29 protein-coding genes are annotated in these 24,734 nt (G+C 59.1%); 15 read left to right on the forward strand and 14 right to left on the reverse strand.

The window, feature by feature from the left end; all coding sequences use genetic code 11:
• Positions 1–34: 34 nt before the first annotated feature.
• On the forward strand, positions 35–880 hold the full coding sequence (locus AC1Q5W_RS11325; protein WP_492644541.1) for a DUF2189 domain-containing protein: 846 nt from the start codon (positions 35–37) through the stop codon (positions 878–880).
• Positions 880–1,089 carry a DUF2788 domain-containing protein gene (locus tag AC1Q5W_RS11330; protein WP_492644540.1) on the forward strand — a complete coding sequence of 70 codons (210 nt, stop codon included), beginning with the start codon at positions 880–882 and terminating at the stop codon, positions 1,087–1,089. Before AC1Q5W_RS11325 ends, AC1Q5W_RS11330 begins: the two co-directional genes overlap by 1 nt.
• Positions 1,090–1,093: 4 nt before the next feature.
• On the opposite strand, the gene AC1Q5W_RS11335 is transcribed toward AC1Q5W_RS11330, so the two are convergent.
• From AC1Q5W_RS11335 to AC1Q5W_RS11345, 3 genes are all read right to left on the reverse strand, one after another.
• A complete protein-coding gene (locus AC1Q5W_RS11335) occupies positions 1,094–1,672 on the reverse strand; it encodes an NnrU family protein (protein ID WP_492644539.1) in 579 nt (192 codons plus the stop codon).
• A 44-nt stretch (positions 1,673–1,716) separates the two neighbouring features.
• Entirely contained in the window at positions 1,717–3,270 is a 1,554-nt protein-coding gene (locus AC1Q5W_RS11340; RefSeq protein WP_492644538.1) for a GGDEF domain-containing protein, read from the reverse strand.
• A 97-nt stretch (positions 3,271–3,367) separates the two neighbouring features.
• Positions 3,368–4,315, reverse strand: a complete 948-nt coding sequence (locus AC1Q5W_RS11345; protein WP_492644537.1) for an alpha/beta fold hydrolase — start codon at positions 4,313–4,315, stop codon at positions 3,368–3,370.
• Positions 4,316–4,752: 437 nt separating this feature from the next.
• On the opposite strand from AC1Q5W_RS11345, the gene minC reads away from it, so the two are divergent.
• From minC to AC1Q5W_RS11365, 4 genes are read left to right on the forward strand one after another with little or no spacing between them, the layout of a single operon-like run.
• Entirely contained in the window at positions 4,753–5,535 is a 783-nt protein-coding gene (gene minC / locus AC1Q5W_RS11350) for a septum site-determining protein MinC (protein ID WP_492644536.1), read from the forward strand.
• Between the two features lie 18 nt (positions 5,536–5,553).
• On the forward strand, positions 5,554–6,369 hold the full coding sequence (gene minD, locus AC1Q5W_RS11355; RefSeq protein WP_492644535.1) for a septum site-determining protein MinD: 816 nt from the start codon (positions 5,554–5,556) through the stop codon (positions 6,367–6,369).
• A 4-nt stretch (positions 6,370–6,373) separates the two neighbouring features.
• Complete coding sequence (gene minE / locus AC1Q5W_RS11360) at positions 6,374–6,634, forward strand: cell division topological specificity factor MinE (protein WP_492644534.1); 261 nt, start codon at positions 6,374–6,376, stop codon at positions 6,632–6,634.
• Between the two features lie 39 nt (positions 6,635–6,673).
• Positions 6,674–8,380: an ABC1 kinase family protein gene (locus AC1Q5W_RS11365; RefSeq protein WP_492644533.1), complete on the forward strand. Its 1,707-nt coding sequence runs from the start codon at positions 6,674–6,676 to the stop codon at positions 8,378–8,380.
• Here the strand turns inward: AC1Q5W_RS11365 and AC1Q5W_RS11370 are convergent.
• The gene (locus AC1Q5W_RS11370) at positions 8,377–9,150 is read right to left on the reverse strand and encodes an NRDE family protein (protein ID WP_492644532.1); all 774 of its coding nucleotides are present in this window, start codon (positions 9,148–9,150) and stop codon (positions 8,377–8,379) included. The genes AC1Q5W_RS11365 and AC1Q5W_RS11370 overlap by 4 nt on opposite strands.
• A gap of 16 nt (positions 9,151–9,166) precedes the next feature.
• Entirely contained in the window at positions 9,167–9,631 is a 465-nt protein-coding gene (locus AC1Q5W_RS11375; protein WP_492644531.1) for an Lrp/AsnC family transcriptional regulator, read from the reverse strand.
• Between the two features lie 272 nt (positions 9,632–9,903).
• Here AC1Q5W_RS11375 and AC1Q5W_RS11380 point away from each other — a divergent pair, with 272 nt between their 5' ends.
• Positions 9,904–10,416 (forward strand): HugZ family pyridoxamine 5'-phosphate oxidase, encoded by a 513-nt coding sequence (locus tag AC1Q5W_RS11380; protein ID WP_492644530.1) that lies wholly within the window; start codon positions 9,904–9,906, stop codon positions 10,414–10,416.
• Here the strand turns inward: AC1Q5W_RS11380 and AC1Q5W_RS11385 are convergent.
• Positions 10,413–11,117, reverse strand: a complete 705-nt coding sequence (locus AC1Q5W_RS11385; RefSeq protein ID WP_492644529.1) for a glutamine amidotransferase-related protein — start codon at positions 11,115–11,117, stop codon at positions 10,413–10,415. The two genes, AC1Q5W_RS11380 and AC1Q5W_RS11385, sit on opposite strands and share 4 nt — an antisense overlap.
• A 32-nt stretch (positions 11,118–11,149) precedes the next feature.
• Positions 11,150–12,235, reverse strand: a complete 1,086-nt coding sequence (locus AC1Q5W_RS11390; RefSeq protein WP_492644528.1) for a 3-deoxy-7-phosphoheptulonate synthase — start codon at positions 12,233–12,235, stop codon at positions 11,150–11,152.
• A gap of 418 nt (positions 12,236–12,653) precedes the next feature.
• Here AC1Q5W_RS11390 and AC1Q5W_RS11395 point away from each other — a divergent pair, with 418 nt between their 5' ends.
• Together AC1Q5W_RS11395 and infA are read left to right on the forward strand one after the other, a co-directional pair.
• Complete coding sequence (locus tag AC1Q5W_RS11395; RefSeq protein ID WP_492644527.1) at positions 12,654–12,872, forward strand: DUF6566 family protein; 219 nt, start codon at positions 12,654–12,656, stop codon at positions 12,870–12,872.
• Positions 12,873–12,895: 23 nt separating this feature from the next.
• Positions 12,896–13,150, forward strand: a complete 255-nt coding sequence (infA, locus tag AC1Q5W_RS11400) for a translation initiation factor IF-1 (protein ID WP_492644526.1) — start codon at positions 12,896–12,898, stop codon at positions 13,148–13,150.
• Positions 13,151–13,165: 15 nt separating this feature from the next.
• Here the strand turns inward: infA and AC1Q5W_RS11405 are convergent, their stop codons facing one another.
• Both AC1Q5W_RS11405 and AC1Q5W_RS11410 read right to left on the reverse strand, forming a co-directional pair.
• Positions 13,166–13,522, reverse strand: a complete 357-nt coding sequence (locus AC1Q5W_RS11405) for a zinc ribbon domain-containing protein YjdM (protein ID WP_492644525.1) — start codon at positions 13,520–13,522, stop codon at positions 13,166–13,168.
• Positions 13,523–13,560: 38 nt separating this feature from the next.
• Positions 13,561–13,962, reverse strand: a complete 402-nt coding sequence (locus AC1Q5W_RS11410) for a phage holin family protein (protein ID WP_492644524.1) — start codon at positions 13,960–13,962, stop codon at positions 13,561–13,563.
• 333 nt (positions 13,963–14,295) lie between these two features.
• Between AC1Q5W_RS11410 and AC1Q5W_RS11415 the strand changes: the two genes are divergently transcribed.
• Together AC1Q5W_RS11415 and AC1Q5W_RS11420 are read left to right on the forward strand one after the other, a co-directional pair.
• Entirely contained in the window at positions 14,296–14,850 is a 555-nt protein-coding gene (locus tag AC1Q5W_RS11415; protein ID WP_492644523.1) for an ester cyclase, read from the forward strand.
• 57 nt (positions 14,851–14,907) lie between these two features.
• Positions 14,908–15,396, forward strand: a complete 489-nt coding sequence (locus tag AC1Q5W_RS11420) for a MarR family winged helix-turn-helix transcriptional regulator (protein ID WP_492644522.1) — start codon at positions 14,908–14,910, stop codon at positions 15,394–15,396.
• A gap of 188 nt (positions 15,397–15,584) precedes the next feature.
• On the opposite strand, the gene AC1Q5W_RS11425 is transcribed toward AC1Q5W_RS11420, so the two are convergent.
• From AC1Q5W_RS11425 to AC1Q5W_RS11435, 3 genes are all read right to left on the reverse strand, one after another.
• Positions 15,585–16,157 carry a TA system antitoxin ParD family protein gene (locus tag AC1Q5W_RS11425; protein WP_492644521.1) on the reverse strand — a complete coding sequence of 191 codons (573 nt, stop codon included), beginning with the start codon at positions 16,155–16,157 and terminating at the stop codon, positions 15,585–15,587.
• A gap of 190 nt (positions 16,158–16,347) precedes the next feature.
• Positions 16,348–16,857 (reverse strand): hypothetical protein, encoded by a 510-nt coding sequence (locus AC1Q5W_RS11430; RefSeq protein WP_492644520.1) that lies wholly within the window; start codon positions 16,855–16,857, stop codon positions 16,348–16,350.
• 58 nt (positions 16,858–16,915) lie between these two features.
• Positions 16,916–17,206, reverse strand: coding sequence for a hypothetical protein (locus AC1Q5W_RS11435; protein ID WP_492644519.1), 291 nt, complete (start codon positions 17,204–17,206; stop codon positions 16,916–16,918).
• Positions 17,207–17,298: 92 nt separating this feature from the next.
• Between AC1Q5W_RS11435 and AC1Q5W_RS11440 the strand changes: the two genes are divergently transcribed.
• Positions 17,299–17,631, forward strand: a complete 333-nt coding sequence (locus tag AC1Q5W_RS11440) for a helix-turn-helix domain-containing protein (protein ID WP_492644518.1) — start codon at positions 17,299–17,301, stop codon at positions 17,629–17,631.
• A 159-nt stretch (positions 17,632–17,790) separates the two neighbouring features.
• Here the strand turns inward: AC1Q5W_RS11440 and AC1Q5W_RS11445 are convergent, their stop codons facing one another.
• A complete protein-coding gene (locus tag AC1Q5W_RS11445; RefSeq protein WP_492644517.1) occupies positions 17,791–18,375 on the reverse strand; it encodes a hypothetical protein in 585 nt (194 codons plus the stop codon).
• A gap of 1,322 nt (positions 18,376–19,697) precedes the next feature.
• On the opposite strand from AC1Q5W_RS11445, the gene AC1Q5W_RS11450 reads away from it, so the two are divergent.
• Genes AC1Q5W_RS11450 through AC1Q5W_RS11460 form a run of 3 tightly spaced genes read left to right on the forward strand, consistent with a single transcriptional unit; the run spans position 19,698 to position 23,040 of the window.
• On the forward strand, positions 19,698–21,263 hold the full coding sequence (locus AC1Q5W_RS11450) for a recombinase family protein (RefSeq protein WP_492644516.1): 1,566 nt from the start codon (positions 19,698–19,700) through the stop codon (positions 21,261–21,263).
• Complete coding sequence (locus tag AC1Q5W_RS11455) at positions 21,260–22,162, forward strand: plasmid partitioning protein RepB C-terminal domain-containing protein (protein WP_492644515.1); 903 nt, start codon at positions 21,260–21,262, stop codon at positions 22,160–22,162. The genes AC1Q5W_RS11450 and AC1Q5W_RS11455 overlap by 4 nt, the downstream gene beginning before the upstream one ends.
• The gene (locus AC1Q5W_RS11460) at positions 22,159–23,040 is read left to right on the forward strand and encodes a plasmid partitioning protein RepB C-terminal domain-containing protein (protein WP_492644514.1); all 882 of its coding nucleotides are present in this window, start codon (positions 22,159–22,161) and stop codon (positions 23,038–23,040) included. The genes AC1Q5W_RS11455 and AC1Q5W_RS11460 overlap by 4 nt, the downstream gene beginning before the upstream one ends.
• Here the strand turns inward: AC1Q5W_RS11460 and AC1Q5W_RS11465 are convergent.
• Positions 23,029–24,402: a hypothetical protein gene (locus AC1Q5W_RS11465; RefSeq protein ID WP_492704177.1), complete on the reverse strand. Its 1,374-nt coding sequence runs from the start codon at positions 24,400–24,402 to the stop codon at positions 23,029–23,031. The genes AC1Q5W_RS11460 and AC1Q5W_RS11465 overlap by 12 nt on opposite strands.
• Positions 24,403–24,734 lie beyond the last annotated feature (332 nt).

A 24,734-nucleotide genomic window follows, 5' to 3' on the forward strand; every position in this document is an offset into this window, starting at 1 on the left:
TCTACACTGTCACCCTCGCAACTGCCGCCAACCCATGTCTACAACCGCTGCTCCCCTCCCCCTGGTCCGCACCATCACCCCCATGCGCCCACTGGTCTGGCTGGTACTGGCGTGGCGCGACATGGCCCGTGTGGGCTGGATCAGTTTTGCCCACGGCCTGGCACTGGCGGTGTGCGGTGCCGTCATCGTCGCCATAGCGCACCAGCGTTTCTGGCTGCTGGCCGGCGCGCTGTCGGGTTTTCTGATCATTGCCCCGGTGCTGGCCACCAGCCTGTATGCCCTGAGCCGTGCCCTGGAGCGCCATGAACAGGCGAACGCCGGCGTCGTGTTCAAAACCTGGCTCAACTGGCAGAACAGCCACATCAACAAATGGGGCAACGACTACTGGTGCATGCTGCAGTTCGGTGGTCTGCTGGCACTGGCGGCCACGGGCTGGGTCGTTACTTCCGCCGCACTCATCACCCTGCTGGCACCGGCTCCCATCCAGACTCCGCTGGACTTTGTGCAGTATGTGGTGCTGGCACGGGACGGCTGGCTGTTCGAGTTGTGGCTGGCCCTGGGCGGGGTGCTGGCGGCACCGGTCTTCGCTTCCAGCGCAGTGGCCATTCCGCTGCTGCTGGACCGGCGCGTCACGCTGCTGCAGGCCGTGCTGACCAGCTGGCGCACGGTGCTGGCCAACCCGCTGACCATGGGGTTCTGGGCAGCCCTGATCATGGTCTTTACCCTGCTGGGCCTGGGTTCCTTGCTGATCGGACTGATTCCGGTGATTCCCATGCTGGGCCACGCCAGCTGGCATGCCTACCGCGATCTGGTGGACGCGTCGCAGTTGCCCGCACGCGAGCGGTCTGTCGCGCCTTCTGTTGAGCAGGGAGCACGCTGATGTTCGGCTACACGGAAGAACAGATTGCCGGTTTCGGCCTCACCTTCGGCGTGGGCGCCTTCATGCTCTACATGCTGTTCATCATTGGCCATCTGGCCTGGGAATCCAAGGCCGGCAAGTTCGGAACCTTCGTGATCTTCCTCGGTCTGGCCTTCGGCATGGTCGGCTTTGTCGCCAAGGGTATCATCCAGTGGTACATGACCCGCTGAGCCACTAACCCAGCGGCCGGATGCCGATGAGCCAGCCGTGCAGCACGAACGCAAAGGCCGCCCAGGCCACAAGCCCCACCACCAGGGTAAGAGTCGTGCCGGCACCCGTACCGCCGGGGTAGCGCGTGCCCGCCAGGCGGTCCCGCCGGCGTGCGGCCAGGAAACTCAGCACACCCCACAGCAGAAATGTCCCGAACAGCAGCACATGGGCCACGCTGCCCGTGGCCAGCAGATGGGCCAGGGCCCATGCCACGACGCCCAGCACCATGGGGTGATGCACGCGTGCCCGCACGGCATTGCGCGGCACATAGGCGGCCACTAATAGTACAAATGCCACCAGCGTCAGCAGGGACGCCGCATGGCGCATGCCCAGCGGGGGATTCCATAGCATCACCGGAGTCTCCCGCGCCACGCCAAAACCCCAGACGATGAGGGCAAAACCCAGCAAGGAAAGCACGGAATAGGTCGCCTTGTAGACGGCCTCGCCCACCCGCGCACGCACCTGGGTCCGCCAGGGATCGGCCACGATGCGCACCGAATGCACCCCCAGAAAAATGAACAACCCCAGAATCAGATAGCCCATGTTGCCACTCCCCAAAAAAAGTCCTCCGGGTGGCCCTGCGGCCATCAGGCCCCGATCACCCGGTTCTTGCCAGCCCGCTTGGCCAGGTACATGGCCTGGTCAGCCCGCTTGATGGCGGCTACACCGGTTTCATTGGCCGCCAGTTGCGCCACGCCGGCGCTGAAGGTGATCAGGATTTTTTCCGTTCCTGCCAGGAAAAACCGCTTGGTCAGTTCGCGCTGCAGACGGGTCATGGCCTCCACACCTTTGTCCAGCGGCGTGTCGGGCAACAAGATCACGAATTCCTCGCCACCGTAGCGGGCCAGGCTGTCCTGGGGCCGCATGCATTCGCGGGCAACAGTTGCCAGATGGGCCAGCGCCAGATCCCCGGTAGCGTGCCCCAGGGCATCGTTGAGCTTCTTGAAGTTGTCGATGTCCAGCAGGGCCATGCACAAGGGGGTGTCCTTGCGCCGCACGCTGGAGATTTCACGGTCAATGGCTTCGTCCAGCCCCTTGCGGTTGAGTGCGCCAGTCAGTGAATCGTGGCGTGCCTGGGCGCTGACGCGGTCCAGTTCCTGGTGCAGCTTGGCCAGCTCGGCATCGGTGTGGTTGGCGCGTTCGCGCATCTCCTGCAACTGGTCGCTGGCGGTCTTGCTCTCGCGGGCCATTTCGCGCGTGGCGCCCACCACTTCCTGCAGCACAGGCGCAATCTCGGCCAGGGACTTGGCCTGCTCGATCTGGCGCGCGTTTTCTTCCAGCTTTTCATGGAAATAACCGGTCGAGCGGGCCATTTCCGACAACCGGTCAATAAAGGTGGCCAGCATGCGGCGCATGTCGTCCTGCGCCTGCAGCGTGCGTTCCTTGGCGTCTTTCTGCTTGGCAATCACGTCCTTGAGCAATTGCTCCACATCATCCAGGCGCCGCAATGTCAAGGGAGGGCTGGCGGCGGCCATGAGCGCTTCCATCTGGCCCTTGAGCCACAGTTCGTCCTGGCTCAGCTCGGCAATATTTTCAAACACCAGGTGCAGCAGTTTGAGCAGGGTCTTCTTGATTTCCGCCTGGTCTTCCGCGGCAAAGGACAGGCGGTGGCTGTAGTGCACCAGCGCGGCCTTGATGGCCACCACGTCGGCCCCTGGTTCACGCATGGCGCTGAGCAGGGTCTGGGTTTGCTCGGCAAAGCGTGGGTCGTCATTGCCCAGTGCCGGCTGCGCGTATTCGATCAGACGGCCAATCTGCCCCAAAAACTCGGCCGTCAGGGCCGGTGCGGTCAGCGGCGCTGCGGGCACCGCCGCCTGAGGCGCCAGAACCGGGGGGCTGCTCTCGTTCCCCGGCGCCGGCACAAAACCACCGTACGCCACCAGAGCGGCTTTCACGCCATCCCAGTTCAGGCGGTCGATGGCGTACTCCAGCAAACCACGCTGTTTTTGCTGGCCCGGTGTCTTGGCAGGCAGCGCCTGGGCGATATCGCGCAGGGCATCCGCCGGAAACGGCGGCATCAACGGAATGCCAGCAATTTCGTTGTAAATCAGCTGGTAGTTGATAGGCGTCGGCGCCAGTTTGCGCAGCGTGAGTTGCTTGAGCGTTTCACGCGCAATTTCGAAAGGTTTTTTGTCGCTCATACGCCCTGCATTGCTATAAATTTAATAGCTATTCACGCATTATCTGCGGTGGCTACCACGCTATTTGACCACTAAAAAAGACCCGCACCCCAAATCCTCAATGCAGGGCCAGAAAGGTTTTCACGGCAGCAACCGTTTGCTGCGGGTCTTCTTCGTGGGGCACATGGCCCAGACCATCGAACACCACCAGCTGCGAGCCCGCAATATCAGATGCAAAGCGTCTGCCATTCTCCAGCGGAATCAGCCGGTCCTTGGCTCCCCAGAGAATGAGGGTGGGAAGCTTCAGCGCCGCAATCTGTTGCGCGTTTCCACTCAGATTGAGCGCCAACCGCTGGGCCAGGGCCTGGCGGTTACCCGCCCGCAGGGCCAGGTCGTAGTAGCGGTCCACCAAGGCCGGCGTTACCTTTACCGGGTCACCGTATACATTGCGCACGCTGCTTTCCACGATACCGCGCGGCAGCACATGCTCCATCAGCAGGCGCAACCCGGGCATGCGGGCCACCCGGAACCCCAGTGGCACCGATTCCGGGCGCATGGGGTACCCCGCCGCATCCACCAGTATCAGCTTGCCCACCCGTTGTGGCAGGGCCAGCGCCGTTTCCCAGGCAATCTGGCCACCCAGCGAATTGCCCGCCAGCACACAGGTTCGGACACCCAGAGCGTCCAGCATGGCCCCTACAAAACGCACATAGGCGCCAATGGAATAGTCGCCCTGCGGGTCGGGGCCCGTCAGGCCAAACCCGGGTAAATCGAACCGGATCACCCGTCGCTGGCCGCGCAGGCTCTGAACCCATCCGTCCCAGGTGTGCAGGCTGGCCGATGTGCCATGCAACAGCACAATGGGCATGGGGTCATCCCGCGGCCCTTCGTCGCGCACATGCACCTGCATGCCGTTGACCGCCAGGAATTGCGAGGGTGCCGTGGCCCAGCGGACGGATAAATCCTGCACCGACCGGTCCGGCGCCCAAGTCGCCAACACGCCAGCCAGGGCAAACACGCCGCACGCAACCAGCACCACACCGAGCAAACGCAAGATCAGTTTCATGGAGGAGAACTCTACACGTCTCTTTCACCATGCTGTCAAATAACAACCCTGTGCATAGTTTCTGCATAAAGCAGTGGTTATCCACAGCCTGGGCGCCACGGGCCAGGTTGTTCAGGAAACGGGTACAGCAACAAAGCGTGGTCACCCACAGGGGTCAAAACCCTGCAAGTCCTTGATCCCAAAGGATAAAAAGCCCTTATCCACAGTCCAGGGCGATCCTTATCTACTACTACTATCTTATAAATAAGAAAAGAGAGAGATAAAGGACAACCCCTGCGCCGCAAAATTTAGTTTTTCCCCATCTGTCGTCTTCGTGCACCCATTGGAAAAGAAGCCAGGACATTTGGACGTTTGCCGTGCGCAATCAAGTAAGATTTGCCGTCTTCGGAATCCGCGGTTGACCGCGTTGTCTTCTCTTTTCCAGCTTCCCATTTTCCATGTCCGTTTCGTCCGCAGGTAATCCAACTGGCCAAGGGCCTGCATCGTTTGAAATCAAGAGCGCCCAGTTGCCGCTGGTAGCCCTGTTGCTCAAAACCGCAGACTGGGACCTGCTGACGTCCGAATTGCTGCAGCAATTCGGCGCCAATGGAGAGAGCCCCGATTTTTTTGACCAGGATGCCCTGGTCATTGATTTTTCCCTTTTGCCGTCCGACCTGCCCGTGCAGGACCTGCTGCCCCTGATTGCCGCATTGCGCAACTGCCGTCTCATGCCGGTTGCGGTCCGCGGAGCCAATGCCGCCTGGGTGGAAGCAGCCCATGCGCTGGATCTGGCGCAGGCACCGGCCGAAGCACCCCGGGCGCGCCCGGCGGTGGCCGAGCCGGTTGCTACCGTGGTACAGGAAGTGGTGCGCGAGGTGGTACGGGAAGTGCCGGGCCCGGCCACCATGGTGGTGGACAAGCCCCTGCGGTCTGGGCAGAAAATCTATGCCCGGGGGGGGGATCTGGTGGTGCTGGCCATGGTCAACCAGGGGGCGGAAGTGGTGGCCGATGGCAATATCCACGTGTATGCACCTCTGCGCGGCAAGGCCATGGCGGGTGCGCGGGGCAACACCCAAGCCCGCATTTTTTCGCTGTGCCTGGAGCCCGAACTCATTTCCATTGCAGGTGTCTACCGCACCAGCGAAAACCCGCTCGCTCCCGATGTGCGCGGCAAACCGGCGCAGGTGCGCCTGAGCAACGATGGGCAGGACAAGCTGCTGATCGAAGCCCTGAAAAATTAACCAGAAAGACCTTTTACTATGGCAAAAATTGTTGTGGTTACCTCCGGCAAGGGCGGCGTGGGCAAGACGACCACCAGCGCCAGTTTTGCAACGGGTCTGGCCTTGCGCGGGCACAAGACGGCCGTCATCGACTTCGACGTCGGCCTGCGCAACCTGGACCTGATCATGGGTTGTGAACGCCGCGTGGTGTACGACCTGATCAACGTCATCCACGGTGAAGCCAACCTCAACCAGGCCCTCATCAAGGACAAGCAGTGCGACAACCTGTTCGTGCTGGCTGCCTCGCAGACCCGCGACAAGGACGCCCTGACACAGGAAGGCGTGGAAAAGGTCCTCAACGACCTGGCCGCCATGGATTTCGAATACATCGTGTGCGACTCTCCGGCCGGCATTGAAACCGGCGCCCTGATGGCCATGCATTTCGCCGATGAGGCTTTGGTGGTCACCAATCCCGAAGTGTCGTCCGTGCGGGACTCCGACCGCATCCTGGGCATGTTGGCCAGCAAGACCCGGCGGGCCATCGAGAAGCTCGAACCCATCAAGGAACACCTGCTGATCACCCGTTACAACCCGGCCCGGGTGGACCAGGGGCAGATGCTGTCACTGGAAGACATCCAGGACATCTTGCGCATCCCGCTCATTGGTGTGATTCCCGAGAGCGAATCGGTGCTGCAGGCGTCCAACCAGGGTGTGCCGGCGGTGCACATGCAGGGCAGTGATGTGTCCGAAGCCTACAAGGACGTGATTGACCGCTTTCTGGGTACCGAGAAGCCCATGCGTTTCATTGAAGCGCCAAAGCAGGGGCTTCTGAAGCGTATCTTTGGAGGGAAGTAAGACTATGTCCTTTCTCTCGTTTCTGATTGGCGAAAAAAAGAAGACCGCCAGTGTGGCCAAGGAACGGCTGCAGATCATCCTGGCGCACGAACGCAGTGGCCGCAACGCTGCAGAGCCCGATTACCTGCCGGCCTTGCAGGCCGAGCTGGTGGCCGTGATCAGCAAATACATCAAGATCAATCCCGCTGACATCAAGGTCAACCTGGAGCGCCAGGACAACCTGGAAGTGCTGGAAGTCAAGATCGAACTGCCCGACGCACGGTAAAGCCGTGCCCGCGTGCGCCTGCGGCGCTATCATCCGGTCATGTTGATAGAGACTCTGGGCGCGGCGCGCGACATGGGCCGCCTGCAGGAAATTGCAGGCGTTCTCATGCGCCATGGCTTTGGCGACAGCGTGCGTCGCCTGGGCCTGGCAGACCGGCTGGAACGGGCTGGCCGGGTTCTAAAATGGGAGCACGCGGCCGACCTGGCGCGCATCGAACCGCCCGAGCAGGTGCGCTTGGCCATGGAAGAGCTGGGCCCCACGTTTGTCAAACTGGGACAAATTCTGGCCGGCCGGGCCGACCTTTTCGGCCCGGAATGGATTGCCCAGTTCGAAAAACTCCACAGCCACGTGCCGGCCCTGCCCCTGGAGGTGCTGCGTCCGCAATTGCGCGAAGACCTGGGTGGCGAGCCTGAAGAAGTTTTTGCCCGGTTTGACGTGCAGCCCCTGGCAGGGGCGTCCATTGCCCAGGTGCACCGCGCACAACTGAAGGACGGCACCGAGGTCATCGTCAAGATTCGCCGGCCCGGCATCCGGGAGACGATTGAAGCGGACCTGCGCTTGCTGGGCCACCTGGCGGCTGTGGCGGAAGCGGAAATGCCGGTTCTCAAACCCTACCGTCCGCAGCAACTGGTGCGGGAGTTTGCCAAATCCCTGCGCCGGGAATTGGACCTGGCAACAGAATGCCACCACGCCGAACGCATTGCCGCCAACATGGCGCCGCTGCCGCACATCAGCATTCCGCGTGTCCACTGGGCCCATACGGGCGAGCGTGTGAACGTGCAGGACTACATCGACGGCATACCGGGTGGCCAGCTCGACCGCCTCACCCCACAGGCGGGGTTTGACCGGACCGTGCTGGCGCAGCGGGGCGCCCAGGCGGTGTTGAAGATGATTGTGGAAGACGGTTTCTTCCACGCCGATCCCCATCCGGGCAATGTGTTCTACCTGCCCGACAACCGGATTGCCTTTATTGATTTTGGCATGGTGGGTCGGCTCTCGGAGCGGCGGCGCGACGAATTGCTGCAGCTGTTGCTCGGTCTGGTGGAACGCCAGCCGCAGGCCGTGGCTGAAGTGCTGCTGGACTGGACGGGCGACGAGCAGGGTGTGAACCTGACGCAACTGGAAACCGAGATAGAGGCCTTTGTCGACCAGTACCACGGCACGCCGCTGGCACAACTCAGCCTGGGACAGATGCTGGCGGATGTCACCACCATCCTGCGCGAACACCACCTGGGCCTGCCGTCCGATCTGGCGTTGCTGATCAAGGCCTTTATCAGCCTGGAAGGCATGGGTCGGGGGCTGGACCCCGGCTTTCACATGGCGACGCAGGCTACGCCCATGCTGCACCAGGTGGTGCGGGCCCGTTACCAGCCCAAGGTGCTGGCAACCCGCGCATGGAAAACCCTGCGCCACGCCCTGGCGGTGGCGGAGCAGCTGCCGCACGATCTGTCCCTGCTGCTGCGCAACGCGCGCCGCGGGCGCGTGCATGTGGGCATCGAGCTGGCGCATCTCAAGCGCGTGGGGGACCAGATTGACCGCTCGGCCAACCGGCTGGCCATGGCGCTGGTGATTGCCGCGCTCATCATCGGTTCGTCCATCGTCATGACGGTGCAGGGTGGCCCCACTCTTCTGGGGCTGCCGACTTTCGGGCTGCTGGGCTTTGTGGGTGCGGTGCTGGGGGGCCTGTGGCTGGTGCGCGCCATCTGGCGCAGCAGCCGCGGACGCGGCGTGGACGGCGACGATTAAAACCGGAACGACTGCTGCGCCGTCGTCCGCAGGCCTGTGGCGTCAAAACTCTGCTCGGTGAATTCGGCGTGGTGCTGGTGGATCCGGACCACGCTGCTGGCCCGCGTGCCGTAACCGGGCGTGGCGATGAACGTGGCCGACAGGGCCCGCTCGAACTCCCGCGATACACCTGTTGCCGGCAGTGCGGCGTCGGGTGCCCGCGTCGGATCGTGCAGCAGGCCCAGCAGACGGGGGGTGTCGGTGGTGCCCTGCTCCATCTGCGCCTGCAGCCGGGTGGTGAGTTGGGTCAGCTTGGGCCAGGGGGTGTGGAAGTCGGCGTTGGACACGGCACCGATGCCGGCTTGCATGGGCACCAGGCGGGCGCTCCGGCTTTCCAGCCCGAGCAGCCGTTCACCATCAAATACCAGCAGGTTGAACGGGTTGTAGTCACCGGCGCGTTGTGCCAGGGCCTGCAGATAGGTTTCGGCGTCAGTCGCTTCTTCCAGGAAGGCCGCCACCAGCTCCCCGCGTGAAGGCGTGTCGGTGCGGGTGGGTTCGGGTGTGCGGTAGTTGGTGAGCGCAGCCAGCCGCCCGCTGCGGCTTACCCCCAGCCAGGTGCCACCGCCCTGCAGGTCTTTGCCGGCCAGAACCGTGGCGCGGTCTCGTGCAGGGTCATCGGCTTGCCACCAGTGCAGGGGTAGCGCCGGACGCGCGTAAAACTCGTCGCGGTTGGCCAGCAGCAACAGGGGTGTGTGGCTGGCGGGCTGCCAGTTCCAGGCGATCAGGCACATGCAGAGGGCTCCGGTTTCAGCGCACGGCCAGTGCGGTCTTGTCCACAACGCGGCGCAGCACAAAGCTGGAATGTACGCCGGTCACGCCCTCGATGCGGGTGAGTTTGTCGAGCAGCAGCGCCTGGTAGTGGTCCATGTCGCGCACCGCCACCTTGAGCTGGTAATCGGCGTCCTGCCCGGTGATCAACAGGCACTCCAGTACCTCGGGCAGCACGCCGACGGCCGCCTCAAAATTCGCAAACCGCTCGGGGGTGTGCAGGTCCATGGATATGTGGATCAACGCCCAGAGCGCGAGGCCCAGTTTCTTGGCGTCCAGCAAAGCGCGGTAGCCCACAATCAACCCCGACTCCTCCAGTGCCCGCACCCGCCGCAGGCAGGGCGACGGCGACAGGCCAATGCGGTCGGCCAGGTCCTGGTTGTTGATGCGGCCGTCGTGCTGCAGAATTTCGAGAATGTGCTGGTCGTAGCGGTCAAGCTGCATATATGTTCCGAGATTTGGAATAATTTTGGCAGTTTATGCCAAATAACAGCCATTCAAAGGTCATAACGCAATCGTCTGCCGGTGTGCAGGGCCTACACTGGAGCCATCTGTTACCCACAGACAACCGCAGCAAAAGCCACCCGCTTGCGCTGCGAAAGACCGGCTTCACAAGAGCCGGCGTTGCAAAACCAGGGCCCCGGGCAAACCATCTGTCTGGGGTCGCGTCTTTTCCATGCGCTCTGCGCGCAACACTTTGGCCGCATACTGCGTCCATGCCCGACGAACCCCACGAACCCCGCCTGACGCACGCCCTGCGTACCCTGTTGAGCACCCAGCGTATCGCCGCCCTAGGCACGTTGGGAGAGGACGGTGCACCCTTTGTTTCCATGGTGCCGTTTGCGGTGGAACCGGTTTCGGCTTCGCTGGTCATTCACGTCAGCGGTCTGGCGGCACACACCCGCAATTTGCAGGCCGCGCCCCGTGTATCCCTTCTGGTCATGCAGGCGGAGCGGGACGGGGAGCCGGTGCATGCCCTGCCCCGCGTCACGCTGGAAGGCCGGGCGGCCGTGCTGGCCGTGGACAGCGCGGCGTGGGTGGATGCCCGCCGGGTCTATCTGGCGCGCTTTCCCGAGGCTGAACCGATGACGCAACTGGGCGACTTCCGGTTTGTGGCGGTTGCGGTGCAGGGGGCCCGCCAGGTGGCCGGTTTTGGCGCGGCGCGCTCACTGGATGCCGATGCCGTGGCCCGGGCCCTGCGCCCGGCGGGCCAGGCGAGTGGCCGCTAGCCGCCTTCCAGGAACGCCACCACCATGCGGGCCACGTGCTCGCCTTCATGGCCCAGCGCCAGGCTTTCCATGCTGGAGGTGTACTGCTCTTCGCCCAGAAGATCGCGGCGCTTGTTGAGCAGGTAGGCGCTGACGTCCTCCTGGAACTCGGGGTGCGGTTGGATGCAAAACACCTCCTGCCCCACCGTGAAGGAGGCGACCGGGCAAAACGCGCTGCTGGCCACCAGCGCGGCACCGGGTGGCAGTTCAAACACCTGGTCCTGGTGGCTGGCCAGCAGGGAAATTTCGGTGCGGTCGGCACTGTGTGGCAGGTCGGGGCGATGCCAGTCGTAGGTCATGCGTCCGGCGCCCCAGCCCTGGGGAGCGCGCCCCACCGGGGCACCCAGGCACAGCGCGATCAGCTGGTGGCCAAAGCACACACCCACCATCTTCTTGCGCTGTTGCAGCAGCTGTGTCACCTGCCGGCGCAGCTCCACCACCCAGGGGTCGTCGGAGAACGAATCGGCCCGGCTGCCGGTGAGCAACACGGCGTCGTAGCCGTCGAACGAGGCCGGGTATTGACCCCGGGGCGTGCTGAAGACATCGGCGGTCCAGCGGGCTCCGACCCGTTCGAACAGGCGGATGAACATGACGCCAAAGCTGGCGTGCTGGTCTGCCAGGTGCCCTTCCAGGATGTCGTTGTCAAGAATGCAGAGCTTCATGGAAGGGTGGGACCGGGCCCGACGCCAAAGGTTCAAATTTTCGCGGCCCTGCGGGCCCGGACCGCCGCTGCCAGCTCCTGCAGCACAGGCACGGTTTGCACCATGCTGATGCAGGCATCGGTCACCGACACGCCGTGCTGCAGCGGAACGCCGGGCACGATGTCCTGGCGGCCTTCGTTCAGGTGGCTCTCGATCATGATGCCGGTGATGCGTGCGTCGCCCGCCGCAATCTGTGCGGCGACCTCGGAGGACACCACGATCTGGCGGGCGTGCTGCTTGCTGCTGTTGGCGTGGCTGACGTCGATCATCACCTGCTCGCGCAGGCCGGCGCCCTTGAGCAGCGCGCAGGCGGCGTCCACGTCGGCCTTGCTGTAGTTGGGCTGCTTGCCACCGCGCAGGATGACGTGGCAGTCGTCATTGCCGCGGGTCTCGAAAATGGCGGCCTGGCCCATCTTGGTCATGCCCATGAAAGCGTGCGCGGCCTGCGCGGCCTGGATGGCGTCGGTGGCGACCTTGATGCCGCCGTCGGTGCCGTTCTTGAAGCCCACCGGGCACGACAGGCCCGATGCCAGCTGCCGGTGGCTCTGGCTTTCGGTCGTGCGCGCGCCAATGGCCCCCCAGCTCACCAGTTCGCTGATGAATTGGGGCGACAGCAGGTCCAGGAATTCGGTGCCCACCGGCAAGCCCAGTGCCAGCACATCCAGCAGCAGGCGGCGTGCCATTTCCAGCCCTTCGTTGATGGCAAAGCTGCCGTCCAGGTGCGGGTCGTTGATGTAACCCTTCCAGCCCACCGTGGTGCGGGGTTTCTCGAAGTACACGCGCATCACCACCAGCAGGTCATCCTTCAGGGCGTCGGCCTGCACCTTGAGCTGCCGGGCGTATTCCATGGCCTGGTCGTGGTCGTGGATGGAGCACGGCCCCACCACCACGATCAAGCGGTCGTCCTGGCCATGCAGCACCCGGGAGATGGCGGCGCGGCTGCTCTCCACCAAAGCCAGTGCCGTATCGGGCACGGGCAGACGCTCTTCGAGCAGCGCAGGGGTGATCAGCGGACGCACGGCGCCGATGCGGGTGTCGTCAATGCGGGTGGTATCGAGGGTGGTGAGTTCGGTTTTCATTGCTATGAATTGTATAGCTGCTCGCGCAGCTTGTACGGGGGCCACATGCTAATCTGGCACTTTAAAAGCACGATCTCCTCGGGCGTGTTACATTAGCCCATCGCTTTTGGCGACTGGCCACGTTTTCGCAAGTATGCGTTGACGTACACGCTCCCGGCAGAGGAGCGGCCAGTCCGGCCCCTCAACGGCGCTCACGCTACCCATCTCACGGCGTAGTGGCTTTTCCCCTTCTGCTGACGACGCCCCTGCTATGGCGCGTACCCTGGTTGCCCGTCCGGTACGGACGGCTTGCCAGGAGGGTCAGATGGGTACCTCGGCATGAGGGCATGCCAACTTTGCTTTCGGGCGCCACGGACACACGGTTCTGCGCCCAGTTAATTTTTTGATGATTCTTACTACAACGACTCGAACGACCCCAATGCCCATTACCATGGGCAAATACCGGATTGCAGCCTGCCCCCGTCAACTTCCCTGTGGGCAGTATGCTGCGCAGGTTTCCATTGCCAGCGGCCGCGGCAGCGCGTCCACCGACCGCGTGATGCGGTTCCACGATGAATTTCCGTCGCATGACGCCGCTGCGCGTTATGCCATTGCGCAGGGTATTGACTGGGTGCGCGACGTCACGCGCCCCCACTGAAATTGTTTTTATAGGAGTACACCATGGCCAAAGAAGACCTGATTGAGATGATGGGTGTTGTCGATGAAGTGCTGCCCGACACGCGGTTTCGCGTGACGCTGGACAACGGCCATCAGTTGATTGCCTACTCCGCCGGCAAGATGCGCAAGAACCACATCCGCATTCTGGCCGGCGACAAGGTGTCGCTGGAACTCTCGCCGTACGACCTGAGCAAGGGTCGCATCAACTTCCGCCACATCGAAGGCCGCGGCCCGATGGTGCCACGCCGCACCAGCTAAGGCGCTGGCGCCTGCTCAGGCCTTCTTCAGGAAGCAGGCCTTGAGCATGAAACTGCCGGCGTCGAGCTTGCAGTCCACCTCATGGTCTCCTGCCCCTGCTGGCAGGCGGATGCTTTTGACCTTGGTGCCCTTCTTGAGCACGGTGGAAGAACCCTTGACCTTCAGGTCCTTGATCAGGATGACGGAGTCGCCTTCCGCCAGCGGATTGCCGTTGGCGTCGCGAATCACGCCATCGCCCGATCCCGCTTCGCCCTCGTCGGCTGTGGCCTGCATGGGCCACTCGAATCCGCAGTCCGGGCAGATGAAGTTGTCCCCATCGGGGTAGGTGTTCTCCAGGTTGCACTGGGGACAGGCGGGTACGGTTTGGGGCATGTGCAAGGGCTCGCTTGAAGAGAATAGGGGTAGGGTCTTTACAGCCAGACGCCGCTGTGGGGCATCTGGATGGTGGTTTCCGGGCTGCCACCGGCCACCCAGGCACCGATCACGATGCTGAGCAGGCTGATGAACATGCTGGCGAAGAATGCGGTCCAGAAACTCGACACCCTGAAACCTTTGACCAGCTTGGCCACCAGCTGCACCATCAGCGCATTGATGACCAGCACAAACAGGCCAAAGGTGAGCAGCGTTAGCGGCAGTGTCAGCAGGATCAGCAGCGGCTTGATGATGGCATTGACAAAGCCCAGCAGCAGCGCAGAAATGATGAGCGCAGCGGAGTTGTCAAACTTCAGCCCGCTGAAAATATGGCTGGCTACCCACAGGGAAACGGCCGTGATGGCCCAGTGCAGCAGAAAAGGTGGCAGATTGGCAAGCATGCCCGGATTCCTCACAATCGCGCTGGAGGTTATCACAGTGCCACGGCCTCGGAATAAAACGATATGCCGCGTGCGCGGCAACCGACGGCTGATCGCAACGCGCGTGCGCTGGGTTTGCAGGTTCAGGACGGCACGCGGGGTGCAGGCAAGGCCTTCGCTACGCCAAGGATTTCATCAGATTTCTTGATTTATGCAGTATGACTGTATATTATTTGGTGCGTGATCGGAGCTAAAGCCCGTGAACAACAACAGCGCAGCGGTTGTTCGGTGGCAGCTGAGCTGTACGAAACCGAAGCAGCCCACGCACCACTCCCAACACACCGAGATGAAGATATGCAAAAACGTTTATTTGTTCACGGATCCGCGGCGCTTGTCGCAGCCGTCGCCAGTCTGCCGGCGGCCTCCATTGCCGCCGTTGCCGAATCGACCCAGGCGGGCGCTGCTGGCAGCAGCGTTAGCAAATTGAAGGACCAAATGGAAACAGAAGCACTCAAAACCGTCGTACGGCGCTTCAACAAGGAAGTCATCGAGGGCGGCCGTCGCGCATCCTTTCAAGAACTGATGGATGACTCCTTCGTCAACCGTTCCGCTGCTGCTGGAGCTCCCAGCGGCCCCGAGAGCATGTGGAACACCTTTGAGAATGTGCTTCGCCCGGCACTGAGCGGGCTGAAGGTGGAAATCCACGATCAGCTCTGCGATGGCGACAAAGTGACGACCCGAAAGAGCATCACCGGTACGCACACCGGCACTCTCATGGGCATTGCAACGACTGGCAAGCCTGTGTCCATCGACGTGATTGATATCGTTCGCGTGCGCGCAGGGCGGTACGTCGAGCATTGGGGCATCAATACGCTTTCAGCGGTTCTGGCCCAGTTGCGGGCAGGGTGAAGCGAGGCCTGAGCGCGCTCGCAACCCACCATCCTGTCAGAAGAGGAGAGAGACAAATTGGCAAAACAGAGTCAGGCAGCCCGAGCCGCTTCAGAGGTCGAAGCCCTGGCGGACGACCTCCGCGACGTCATTGGAAAGTTTGTGCGGTCCGTGAGGGTCAAGGCGGGGACACCTTCGGATGCGCATGGGGAAACGCTGGCTTTTCTTGAGCGCGCAGGCCCCGTGAGCATTGCGGCACTTGCAGACGCTCGAGGCGTGAAGCACCAGAGCATGCGGCTGGTGACGGCGCGGCTGGAGGCAGAGGGATTGGTTGATCTCCTGCCCGACCCCAAGGACAAGCGGGGCTATCTCATTCATCTCACGAAAGCAGGGCTGCAGGAGACGGCTGCAGCCCGCAGGGCGAGGGCTCAGTGGATAGCAGAGGCATTGGCGACGACCCTAAGCGTGGACGAGATGGATATCCTCCGGCAAGCGGTTCCTCTGCTGAAGAAAATTGTTGAGCCACCATCACGCCCTGCCCCGCTTCCAGCAAGGGACAAGTCCTGACACGGAAAACCAAATTTCTCGAGCATCAGTCGCACTTGCTCTGACGCCCTACGTCCCCACGTCGCTCTGTAGGTTCTCAGATTTTCTGCAAAAGAAGTAGATGCGAAATCAACAACTTTTGCAGGAATTGTGCGAACGAAGAAATAGAACTTCTCAGAATCATTGAAAAAAACCTACCTTTTGCCACATTACCAAGCGTCGCCGAAACCGGAGAACTCAGAATTTGGATTTCCCGTGAAACGGGCCCCCTTTAGATCACCTTTCCCCACTACGAGAAGACTGCGTGGATCCCTCAACCCGGCGGCCACCTCTTCAGCGTCTTTACGCTGACGCTCCCTGAGCATCGGCAGGCCGCCGCCGTTGTCTGCTGCTACTCGCCCCAGGGCGACAGCAATGAACTTGTCAGCCCTAACACCATTGCCAAGTAAATCCATTGCCATGTTGGTCGAAATCCCAGCAGCATCAAGTGCGGCGCCCAATCTCGCCCAATATTCCATTTGCTGTGCAAGCGGACGCCCGAGCGCAAGGCTCACATTTTGAGCCATGGAGTACAGATCATCGGAGATGCGGATCGATTGGGCCATGCTTGATTGTATGTAGCAAAATGCCACATACAAGCGGTATTCTTCAGTAGTCAGATGGATATTCGCAACGAATCCACTACGTATTTGTATAACAAAGCCATCCGCATGCGGAAAGCCACTGTAATCTCCTCCGCTGTACTTGGCCCCGATGCTGCCGCAGTGCACAGCCCGCTCCATCTCGAGAAATAGCCTGAGCGGCCGGAACTGCAGGCCGCCTTCCAGCCGCTAGAGTGAAAGTCATCGCTGGATGCAAACGTGGTGGACGGCGGGCGATGCATCGAAGAATTCTCCTCGATATTGCATCGCTTATGAGCTTGGCGTCCGGGGCTAAACCGGTGAATTTGATATCAACAAAGAGGCGGTCCACTTATCGAATCCTCCTGATGGGTTCCATGAAGACCTTCCAAGCCCTGTAACCGGTCATCAGTCCCCGCGCATCAGCCAGTGCATGGTGGGGGGGCCAGTCATTGGAATACACGGTATTGAGCGCTTTTTCAAATACAGGATGAGTGATGGTGTGACTGGCAAGATGCAACTTGCCATCCACATTGGGTGGGGCTCGCCGATGGGATGCCCCCAACCAGGCGTCTGCCAATAGCAGCCAATCACCCTCAAAATCATAAATCAGCGTGGCGGGCGCAGGCAGGCACTCAAACCAGGTGCGCAGTCGTTTCGTCAATTCTGGTTGTGTGCACGCGGCACCGGGTACACGCCCCAGCAGCGGCAAAACTTCCTGGCGCACAAAGTCGCTGCAGTCCTCATGCCGGTAGTCGGTGCGCTCTGCATAGAACTCACACCCATCTTCTGCCACCAAGGCGAGGCTGATAAGGCCATGCTTCGCAAAGTCCGTGAACTCGGTGTCAAGGAAGACCAGCATTTTTAACCTTGGCTTACAGCGCCTGCCCTATAAGGGCATCTGTTGTGGAAGTTGTCCGTCAGGACGGTTCTTTCTTCAGATTTCCGATAAAGGGGAAGTCCAACGATCCGTCCTCATGGCCTTTGAGTATGAGCGTTCCCTCTGGGCGGATCAATTTGACGTCCTTTCCGTCAACCTCGTAAGGCCACTCAACAGCACCCAGATAGACCGCTTTGCCATCAGGCTTCAGGGTCAAGACAACTCCTTTCATACCGAGCGCGTCGCTGCGATAGGCGCCAGCTACATCACCTTTGCCGCAGGCGGTCAGGGCAAGTGCAAGTATTAGGGTCGATGCTGCAAAGATTCTCATGAGTCCTTCCTTTGGGTTGCGTTTTGGTGCCCGCCACATGGCGCCGTGGCTGCTGCAGTTAATTGTGCCTGCATTTTGTTATCTATAGACACGTGTCTTTAGACTACATAAAACAGATAGTGAAGGCGATGCGACCCAGCCGCAATGCACTTCTTCTACAGGCCTTGGGCACTACCCTCAAGGAGCGACGGGGCGAACTCAAGCTCACGCAGGAAGACGTGGCAGGCGCTGCGGAAATTGACCGCCCGTTCATTACGTTGATTGAGTCGGCCGCGAAGCAGCCGACCATTAGTGTGTTGTGGCGACTGGCGATGGCTGTGGAACTGACACCTGCAGAATTCATCGCCCGGGTGGATCAGCGATATCAGGACATCCGCGCGGTAGCCGTTTCGCCTGGTAAGGGTGCCCGCACAAAGAGCAACTGATCACCGCGTCGTGAACGCCAGTTGGGTTTTAGTGGGCAGGCCTGTCATTCTTCTATACCCTGGCGTCGCTGTTTGAAAGTCGTGAGTGTGTTTAGGCCACTCAGACAAGAGCTAGGTGAACAGCCGGATGCCGGTTCGTGTGAACCGAAATCTTCGACATCATGGGTGGCAATCCCTTTGCCGCATTTCAGATTTGCCACTTGTGTCAACAACTGGTTGGTCTATGACGAAAGTCTTACGGTCAATGTGATAGCTATAAAAGCACTCAGATTTGAATAAGATTTTCTGGTCACTAGCATTGACTGCCTCAATCTTCAGTACGTATTTGGGCTCGGATATGTAAGCTGCAGGGTGGGTGTTTACCGCGTCAGGGTGTGCTTCTAGCTTGAGCACGTGTCGATAAGCGCTTTTTCCGGCATCCAATTTACTCAAGCCAATAATTTGTGACCTGTACTCGCACGGATAGAACAGTGGGCGCTCACTTGTGCCGTTGATGCAACCAAGATTTGTGCTCGCCCGCAAAAAATATTGAAGATTGCTCTTACTAGTATTGAGAATTTCCAATTCGAATGAGGTTTGCCCTTCAGTTATTTCCAATACGGGCAAAGCACCTGGTTGAACCAGAACGGTCGGCTCGTAATCCACATTGCGTTGAGACCAAGAAAAAAAGAGTGAAACAGCGCTCATTGCGAGTGCCATCAGTGAGATCAGTGTTGTAACTACATTAAAAGCGCGCGTATTCATGGGTCAAATAGTTTCTTGATTTGGAAGGTTACCTGCACGCTAGCAGCTCAACGCCAGTTCCAGCATTTACTTCGTTTCCCGAATCAACGTGTTTGTCAAACCGGCGCCGGCGGTCTACACGGTGACAACAAATTTGATGTGCTGGTAGGTATAGGACAAGAAGTTTGGACGATCTGCACAACGCAGACCCAAATTTGTTGTCTAAGCTATTGATTGCGCAGGAGGTGTTGAGACAGCAACTTTAGATGCCTACATCGTTGGAATGATTCGGACGGAGCGGCGCTGCTGGCAAACGAAATCAGCGTGAGCAGGACACTAAAAACAACCGTTTATATCTTTTCATAGCACTTGATTCTGTCTCTTGATAATCAGGAAAACCTACGCCGTAGCAATATGCCACACCAAATCAAGATAGGGTTCAGTCAATCCGCATCTTTAATCATCTGCATTCCATGGCTTAGAGCACAAGTCTTGCGTTTGATCGTCCGCTTGCACAGCAAATAAGTATTGGCAAGATTGGGTGCCGCGCTTGATGCCGGTATGAAAGAGCCCGATCTTGTTAAGGGAGTCTGCCATCTCCGTCGCGCGCGACTCTCTGATATAAATAGAGCAAGCCTCTCGCTATGAATGACGGTCGTGATGGACTCGGCTCCCATACGCCTCAACGTATGGAGAGAACTGATGTCATCAAAGTTATGCGCATGCTGTGGATCACCTTTTCAGCCCGTGCCGCAGGTGCCGGATCAAACCTACTGTTCTGAACCCGCATGTCAGCGTGCACGGCGGCAACGCTGGTATCGACAAAAGCTTGAAAACGATCCGGACTACCGCGACAACAAACAACGCACGCAGCGTGGCTGGATGGACAGGAATCCCGGCTACTGGCGCCAGTACAGGGCGGACCATCCAGACTATGTGCAAGGAAATCGCCAACGAGCAAAGGGCCCTCCTACCAACCCAATCGTCCTTGCAAAGATAGACGAGTCAAATCGGCCACAGCTTCTCAAGGCCGGTATCTACCGAATTACCCCAGTTCAACCAGAAAGCGTTGGGAAATCTGGCACTTTGCTAGTGGAAATATTCCCCGTCTGTCTTGTCGGCAACTGCAATGGGGACTGCAAAGTTAACGCGTGCAAAGACAGGACGTGATAGTCAGCCAGTGTCACCCCCGTTACCGTCTATCCAACAAGCTCTCGGCTTTCTTCAATGGGATAACGCAGACGGTTTTGGGGAGTTCACCTGGATCGCCTGCGGTAAACGCATGCCAACTGTGGATGGAGTGAGAGTCCCCTAATCCTTCAACAGCGAGCGCGACCAGGGCCATGGCGAAAGAACAACCAGCGAACGAGATTTTTGATCCGCCCATTGCGTTGCGCGCCGCTGAATACGTCCGTATGTCGACGGAGCACCAGCAATATTCCACAGAGAACCAGGGTGACAAGATCCGGGAATATGCCGCTAAGCGTGGCATCCAGATAGTTCGCACCTATGCGGATGAGGGCAAGAGTGGGCTGAACATCGGCGGCCGGCTGTCCTTGCAGAAATTGATTAAGGATGTCGAGGCTGGTCCGGTGGACTTCCAGATGATCCTGGTCTATGACGTCAGCCGTTGGGGGCGCTTCCAGGATGCGGATGAAAGTGCCTATTACGAATACATCTGCCGGCGCGCAGGTATCCAGGTCACCTATTGCGCCGAGCAGTTCGAAAACGATGGTTCACCCGTCTCCACCATCGTCAAAGGCGTCAAGCGTGCCATGGCGGGCGAATACAGCCGGGAGCTGTCCGCCAAGGTGTTCGCAGGCCAGTGCCGCTTAATCGAACTGGGTTTTCGCCAAGGTGGCCCTGCAGGTTTCGGGCTGCGACGGGTCCTGATTGACCAGACTGGCTCCATAAAGAGTGAGCTGTCACGCGGTGAGCACAAGAGCCTGCAGACTGATCGCGTCATTCTGATGCCTGGGCCGGAGACGGAAGTCGCGATCGTGCACCAGATCTACGGATGGTTCATTGACGAGGGTCTTCCAGAGTCGGAAATCGCCACGCGACTTAACGACAAGGGTGTGCGCACCGATCTGGACCGCGACTGGACGCGGTCGACCGTGCGTGAGGTACTGACCAATGAGAAATACGTCGGCAACAACGTCTACAACCGGATTTCGTTCAAGCTCAAGAAGCATCGGATCATCAATCAGCCCGATATGTGGATCAAGAAAGAAGGCGCTTTCGAAGCACTGGTTTCTCCCGAGGTCTTCTATACGGCTCAGGGGATCATCCGGGCCAGGGCCTACCGATTCAGCAACGACGAACTGATCGAAAAGCTTCGCCACCTCTACCAGCACCGTGGCTTTCTGTCAGGGCTGGTCATCGACGAGGCGGACGGCATGCCGTCATCAGCGGCCTACATCCACCGCTTTGGCAGCTTGATCCGAGCCTACGAAGCCGTGGGCTTCACCCCGGACCGCGACTACCGGTTCCTGGAGGTCAACAAGTTCCTGCGCACATTGCACCCAGAAATCATCCGGCGCACTGAGCGTGAGATTGCCAACCTGGGCGGCATCGTCGAACGCGACCCAGCAACCGACCTGCTGCATATCAACCAGGAATTCAGTGTTTCCGTCGTTCTGGCGCGCTGCCAAACCCATGACAACGGCCGTCATCGCTGGAAAGTCCGCTTCGATACCGGTCTGGCACCGGATATCACGGTGGCTGTCCGACTGGATCAACCCAACCGGGAGCCACTGGATTACTACCTGTTGCCACGATTAGATTTCGGCGTTCCACGCATCAGTCTGGCAGAGCACAACGGCGTCGAATTAGAGAGTTTTCGGTTTGACAGCCTGGATTACCTCCATGGCATGGCAGAGCGCACCCGTGTCAGGAGGGCAGCATGAGCAAAGAGCACCCGGCCAGTGATTTGCAGATGATCCCAGTGGAGCTGATTGATGTTCTCAATCCGCGTGACCGCAATAGCCGCATTTTTAGCGACATCGTTGGCAATATCCAGAACATCGGTCTTAAAAAGCCGATCACCGTAACTCCACGCAAGGTTGCTGACGGACAGGAGCGGTATTTACTCATCTGCGGTGAGGGGCGGCTCCAAGCCTACAAGGCCTTGGCCGAAAAGACTATCCCCGCCATGGTTGTGCACGTCACAAATGAAGATGCCTTCATCATGAGCCTGGCGGAAAACATTGCACGTCGGCAGGCGCGCACCATGGAGCTGTTGGCGGGGATCGCCCAATTGCAGGACCAAGGCTATGACAAAAAAACCATTGCTAAAAAGACAGGACTGAGCCCTGAATACATCCACGGCATATTGCATCTCCTGAAAAACGGCGAGGAACGGCTGCTCATCGCGGTTGAGGGTGGTCGTATTCCTTTGAATGCTGCGTTGTCCATTGCAGGCGCCGGCAGCACCGATAAAGACGTTCAGGTCGCACTGCAGGAGGCCTATGAAAACGGCCAATTGCGTGGCAACCATCTGCTGAATGCCAGAAAGGTAATTGAAAAGCGTCGAACCTTGGGACGCTCGATCGCCAGAGGTGCACCGCGCAAGATCGCAGAGGTCACGTCGTCAAGCTTGATACGTACGTATCAAAACGAGGTCGGGCGACAAAAATTGATGGTCAAGAAGGCCGAGTTTGTGCAGCAGCGCCTGTTCTTTGTTGTGGAAGCGATGCGACAACTCCTTGCGGATGAGAATTTCACAAACCTGTTGCGAGCCGAAGGACTGGAGAGCCTGCCGAAGTACCTGGCCGATCGCATCGGCGCAGGGGGCCATGCGACATGAGTCAGTTGCCGTTGGGTTTTGTCCCAGAGCCCGTTACGATCACGTTCAACAAACTCTTGCCATCACGGAAACCACCCGACGGACTCGCGACATCCCGTAAGTTCAAGCAAATAGTGTCCTCTATTGGCGCGGTCGGACTGATTGAGCCTTTGACCATCAGCAAGGCAGACAAAGTCAGTGGTAAGCACCTCTTGCTTGATGGGCACCTTCGGATGATGGCGCTCCAGGAACTGGGATTCTCTGATGCGCCGTGCTTGACGGCTATCGATGATGAGACGTACACCTATAACAACCGGATCAATCGCCTGTCCACAATTCAGGAACATTTCATGATCCGCCGCGCGGTGGAGCGTGGAGTAACACCGGCCAAGCTGTCCAGCTCTCTCGACATTGATGTTGAGCACGTCATGAAGAAGCTCAATTTGCTGGCGGGAATCTGTGATGAAGCAGTCGGCCTTCTCAAGGACAAACACTTTTCTGCGAACCTCAGTCCCGTTCTTCGCAAGATGAAACCAACGCGCCAGGTTGAATGCGTCGAATTAATGCTGGCAACCAACAATGTCACCGTAGCCTATGCCAATGCGCTGCTTGCTGCAACTTCCACCACCATGCTTGTCGGTGAAGGGAAATCCAAAAAAATTCGTGGAGTAACGCCTGAGCAAATGGCCATCATGGAGCGCGAGATGTCCAATGTTGAAAATCAGTTCAAGCTGCTGGAGCAATCCTATGGTCAGGACATTCTGAACTTGGTGCTGGCCAAGGGCTATCTGACCAAGTTGATCGACAATGAGGCGGTGATCCGCTTCTTGACGCAGAAGCACGCAGATTTTCTGAATGAGTTTTCGAACATCGTCAATACGACGTCTTTAGACAAGTAAATGACATTCCGAATGGGGCTCACGCAGTGTCGTTGGAGCTCCAGTTCGACTTGGCACACCAAGCCCGTGAAGACGAAGATACTGGTCGACTGCATCTCGCTGAAAAACAATTTGTCTGCAATCGTCAACACCCGGACCTGCGACTGGCTGTACGCCGGAATCCTTCAAGAATTTGAGAATTGTGCGTGGAGAGCGCCCAAGTAGTCGCGCAATGTCTCGACCGAAGACGTACTGTTGAACGAATGCGTCAAGAATGGTCGCATTGACTCTTTGTTCCGAACGTCGGCCAACTTTGCGCACGACTGTTTGAAGCAGACCTGAACGCACAAGGGCATAAACGACTTCCTGCTTAACTCCAATATGAAGGGCCGTGTCGGGAAGGGTCCGCTCAGTGCACGGTACTTGCTGCTTTCCCGAAGACCATGCATTTAGTTGCGCAACGCAAAACACCAGGTCTCCAATACCATTGCCAGAACTATGAATGCCTGCAGGTTTCAACTCGCCATTCAAAATAGCCACCAGTAGCTGACCAATCTGTTCATTCGTCCAGGGCCAGTAGCGGATCAAGTGTCCCAGTGATACTGAATTGGTATTTGAGGCAAGGATCGGCGCCTGGGTTTGAACTAATACTTCCCAAAGACCTATCCAAGAGGCAGGTATCGCCCAAGGGTAACCATGCGCGCCAAGCTTCTTTGCTTGAGGGCAAATGATGGGAAGAAGGGCAAGCAGTCTTTGCTTCTTTAGTCCCAATCGGACGGATGCTTCTAAGAGAGGTATCCCATCGTCTAAGGTCAGAGCAATTTTTTCGACGTCTGAGCGCTTCACAACGGTAAATACCCGTTGAGTAGCTGTTCGTCGCTCCATACCTTGCATTCGTCCGTCTTCGATCAAACTGTTCAGGCGACGGCGAGAAATGTGAAGTGCACGGCAAGCATGGTTGGCAGGAATCCAGGTCATGGCCTTCAAAACTGCTTCATCGAGGCGCCGGTTACGTTTTCCAATCGCGCCTGTCCAATGTTCGACCAGATAGTTCTCGAAGGCAATTCGCAGAAAGTCAAATTCAAGATCCTTGAATCCTCTGTAAAGAGCGGAGTAAAAACCACGGAATGCCTTGGAGAGCTTTCCTGCGTCCGCATCACTGCCGTGCGTCCTCAAATCTTCGAGCAGCCGGGTGAATCCAACTGGCCAGGACGCAAGAATCTCTGCAGCCATGCTTGTAGTCGGCCAAGAGATCGCCAGCCGGTCGATGTCGTACATCTTTTGTGGCGAACCTTGACCATGGCTGTTTCCATATGTGCCCAACAGCCGGATCAGACGAACGCATTGACCCAGATTCAAACCTCGGAAAGCTGGGACTGCCATCGATTGCTCTCCCAGTGCGATGCTTTGCAAGGCTTGACTGAGATGGACAACGGAACTGGGCGCAGCGCTGGCATGCTCATTTGAGAAGCATTTTCCGCAGCTGCACCGCAGCAGATGACCGCGACTCCATGAGACTGCCGCCGAGCAACTACCGCATGTATCTACTAACCAGCACCCACACTCTGCACAGGCGTCTGCGAATTGGATTTCCCAACTAATCAGCCAGTATTGCCGGTTGCCTACACAATTTGGACAGAACCGCGACCACCTGCACACCCAAGGATTGAAGGTACCACCAGTGCGAAAGATGTGAACGGAGACATCATCAATGC

Source organism: Rhodoferax sp. MLSD5-FHT05B10, assembly GCF_058793415.1.

Excerpts from the sequence above, each read along its gene's own strand:
- AC1Q5W_RS11435 (WP_492644519.1), bottom strand. The coding sequence starts at position 17,206 with ATGAGAATCTTTGCAGCATCGACCCTAATACTTGCACTTGCCCTGACC.
- AC1Q5W_RS11415 (WP_492644523.1), top strand. The coding sequence starts at position 14,296 with ATGCAAAAACGTTTATTTGTTCACGGATCCGCGGCGCTTGTCGCAGCC.
- AC1Q5W_RS11430 (WP_492644520.1), bottom strand. The coding sequence starts at position 16,857 with ATGCTGGTCTTCCTTGACACCGAGTTCACGGACTTTGCGAAGCATGGC.
- AC1Q5W_RS11385 (WP_492644529.1), bottom strand. The coding sequence starts at position 11,117 with ATGAAGCTCTGCATTCTTGACAACGACATCCTGGAAGGGCACCTGGCA.
- AC1Q5W_RS11395 (WP_492644527.1), top strand. The coding sequence starts at position 12,654 with ATGCCCATTACCATGGGCAAATACCGGATTGCAGCCTGCCCCCGTCAA.
- AC1Q5W_RS11380 (WP_492644530.1), top strand. The coding sequence starts at position 9,904 with ATGCCCGACGAACCCCACGAACCCCGCCTGACGCACGCCCTGCGTACC.
- AC1Q5W_RS11455 (WP_492644515.1), top strand. The coding sequence starts at position 21,260 with ATGAGCAAAGAGCACCCGGCCAGTGATTTGCAGATGATCCCAGTGGAG.
- AC1Q5W_RS11450 (WP_492644516.1), top strand. The coding sequence starts at position 19,698 with ATGGCGAAAGAACAACCAGCGAACGAGATTTTTGATCCGCCCATTGCG.
- infA (WP_492644526.1), top strand. The coding sequence starts at position 12,896 with ATGGCCAAAGAAGACCTGATTGAGATGATGGGTGTTGTCGATGAAGTG.
- minC (WP_492644536.1), top strand. The coding sequence starts at position 4,753 with ATGTCCGTTTCGTCCGCAGGTAATCCAACTGGCCAAGGGCCTGCATCG.
- AC1Q5W_RS11425 (WP_492644521.1), bottom strand. The coding sequence starts at position 16,157 with ATGGAGCGGGCTGTGCACTGCGGCAGCATCGGGGCCAAGTACAGCGGA.
- AC1Q5W_RS11370 (WP_492644532.1), bottom strand. The coding sequence starts at position 9,150 with ATGTGCCTGATCGCCTGGAACTGGCAGCCCGCCAGCCACACACCCCTG.
- AC1Q5W_RS11460 (WP_492644514.1), top strand. The coding sequence starts at position 22,159 with ATGAGTCAGTTGCCGTTGGGTTTTGTCCCAGAGCCCGTTACGATCACG.
- AC1Q5W_RS11330 (WP_492644540.1), top strand. The coding sequence starts at position 880 with ATGTTCGGCTACACGGAAGAACAGATTGCCGGTTTCGGCCTCACCTTC.
- AC1Q5W_RS11390 (WP_492644528.1), bottom strand. The coding sequence starts at position 12,235 with ATGAAAACCGAACTCACCACCCTCGATACCACCCGCATTGACGACACC.
- AC1Q5W_RS11410 (WP_492644524.1), bottom strand. The coding sequence starts at position 13,962 with ATGCTTGCCAATCTGCCACCTTTTCTGCTGCACTGGGCCATCACGGCC.
- minE (WP_492644534.1), top strand. The coding sequence starts at position 6,374 with ATGTCCTTTCTCTCGTTTCTGATTGGCGAAAAAAAGAAGACCGCCAGT.
- AC1Q5W_RS11405 (WP_492644525.1), bottom strand. The coding sequence starts at position 13,522 with ATGCCCCAAACCGTACCCGCCTGTCCCCAGTGCAACCTGGAGAACACC.
- AC1Q5W_RS11335 (WP_492644539.1), bottom strand. The coding sequence starts at position 1,672 with ATGGGCTATCTGATTCTGGGGTTGTTCATTTTTCTGGGGGTGCATTCG.
- AC1Q5W_RS11340 (WP_492644538.1), bottom strand. The coding sequence starts at position 3,270 with ATGAGCGACAAAAAACCTTTCGAAATTGCGCGTGAAACGCTCAAGCAA.
- AC1Q5W_RS11375 (WP_492644531.1), bottom strand. The coding sequence starts at position 9,631 with ATGCAGCTTGACCGCTACGACCAGCACATTCTCGAAATTCTGCAGCAC.
- AC1Q5W_RS11345 (WP_492644537.1), bottom strand. The coding sequence starts at position 4,315 with ATGAAACTGATCTTGCGTTTGCTCGGTGTGGTGCTGGTTGCGTGCGGC.
- AC1Q5W_RS11465 (WP_492704177.1), bottom strand. The coding sequence starts at position 24,402 with ATGGCAGTCCCAGCTTTCCGAGGTTTGAATCTGGGTCAATGCGTTCGT.
- AC1Q5W_RS11445 (WP_492644517.1), bottom strand. The coding sequence starts at position 18,375 with ATGAATACGCGCGCTTTTAATGTAGTTACAACACTGATCTCACTGATG.
- AC1Q5W_RS11365 (WP_492644533.1), top strand. The coding sequence starts at position 6,674 with ATGTTGATAGAGACTCTGGGCGCGGCGCGCGACATGGGCCGCCTGCAG.
- AC1Q5W_RS11325 (WP_492644541.1), top strand. The coding sequence starts at position 35 with ATGTCTACAACCGCTGCTCCCCTCCCCCTGGTCCGCACCATCACCCCC.
- minD (WP_492644535.1), top strand. The coding sequence starts at position 5,554 with ATGGCAAAAATTGTTGTGGTTACCTCCGGCAAGGGCGGCGTGGGCAAG.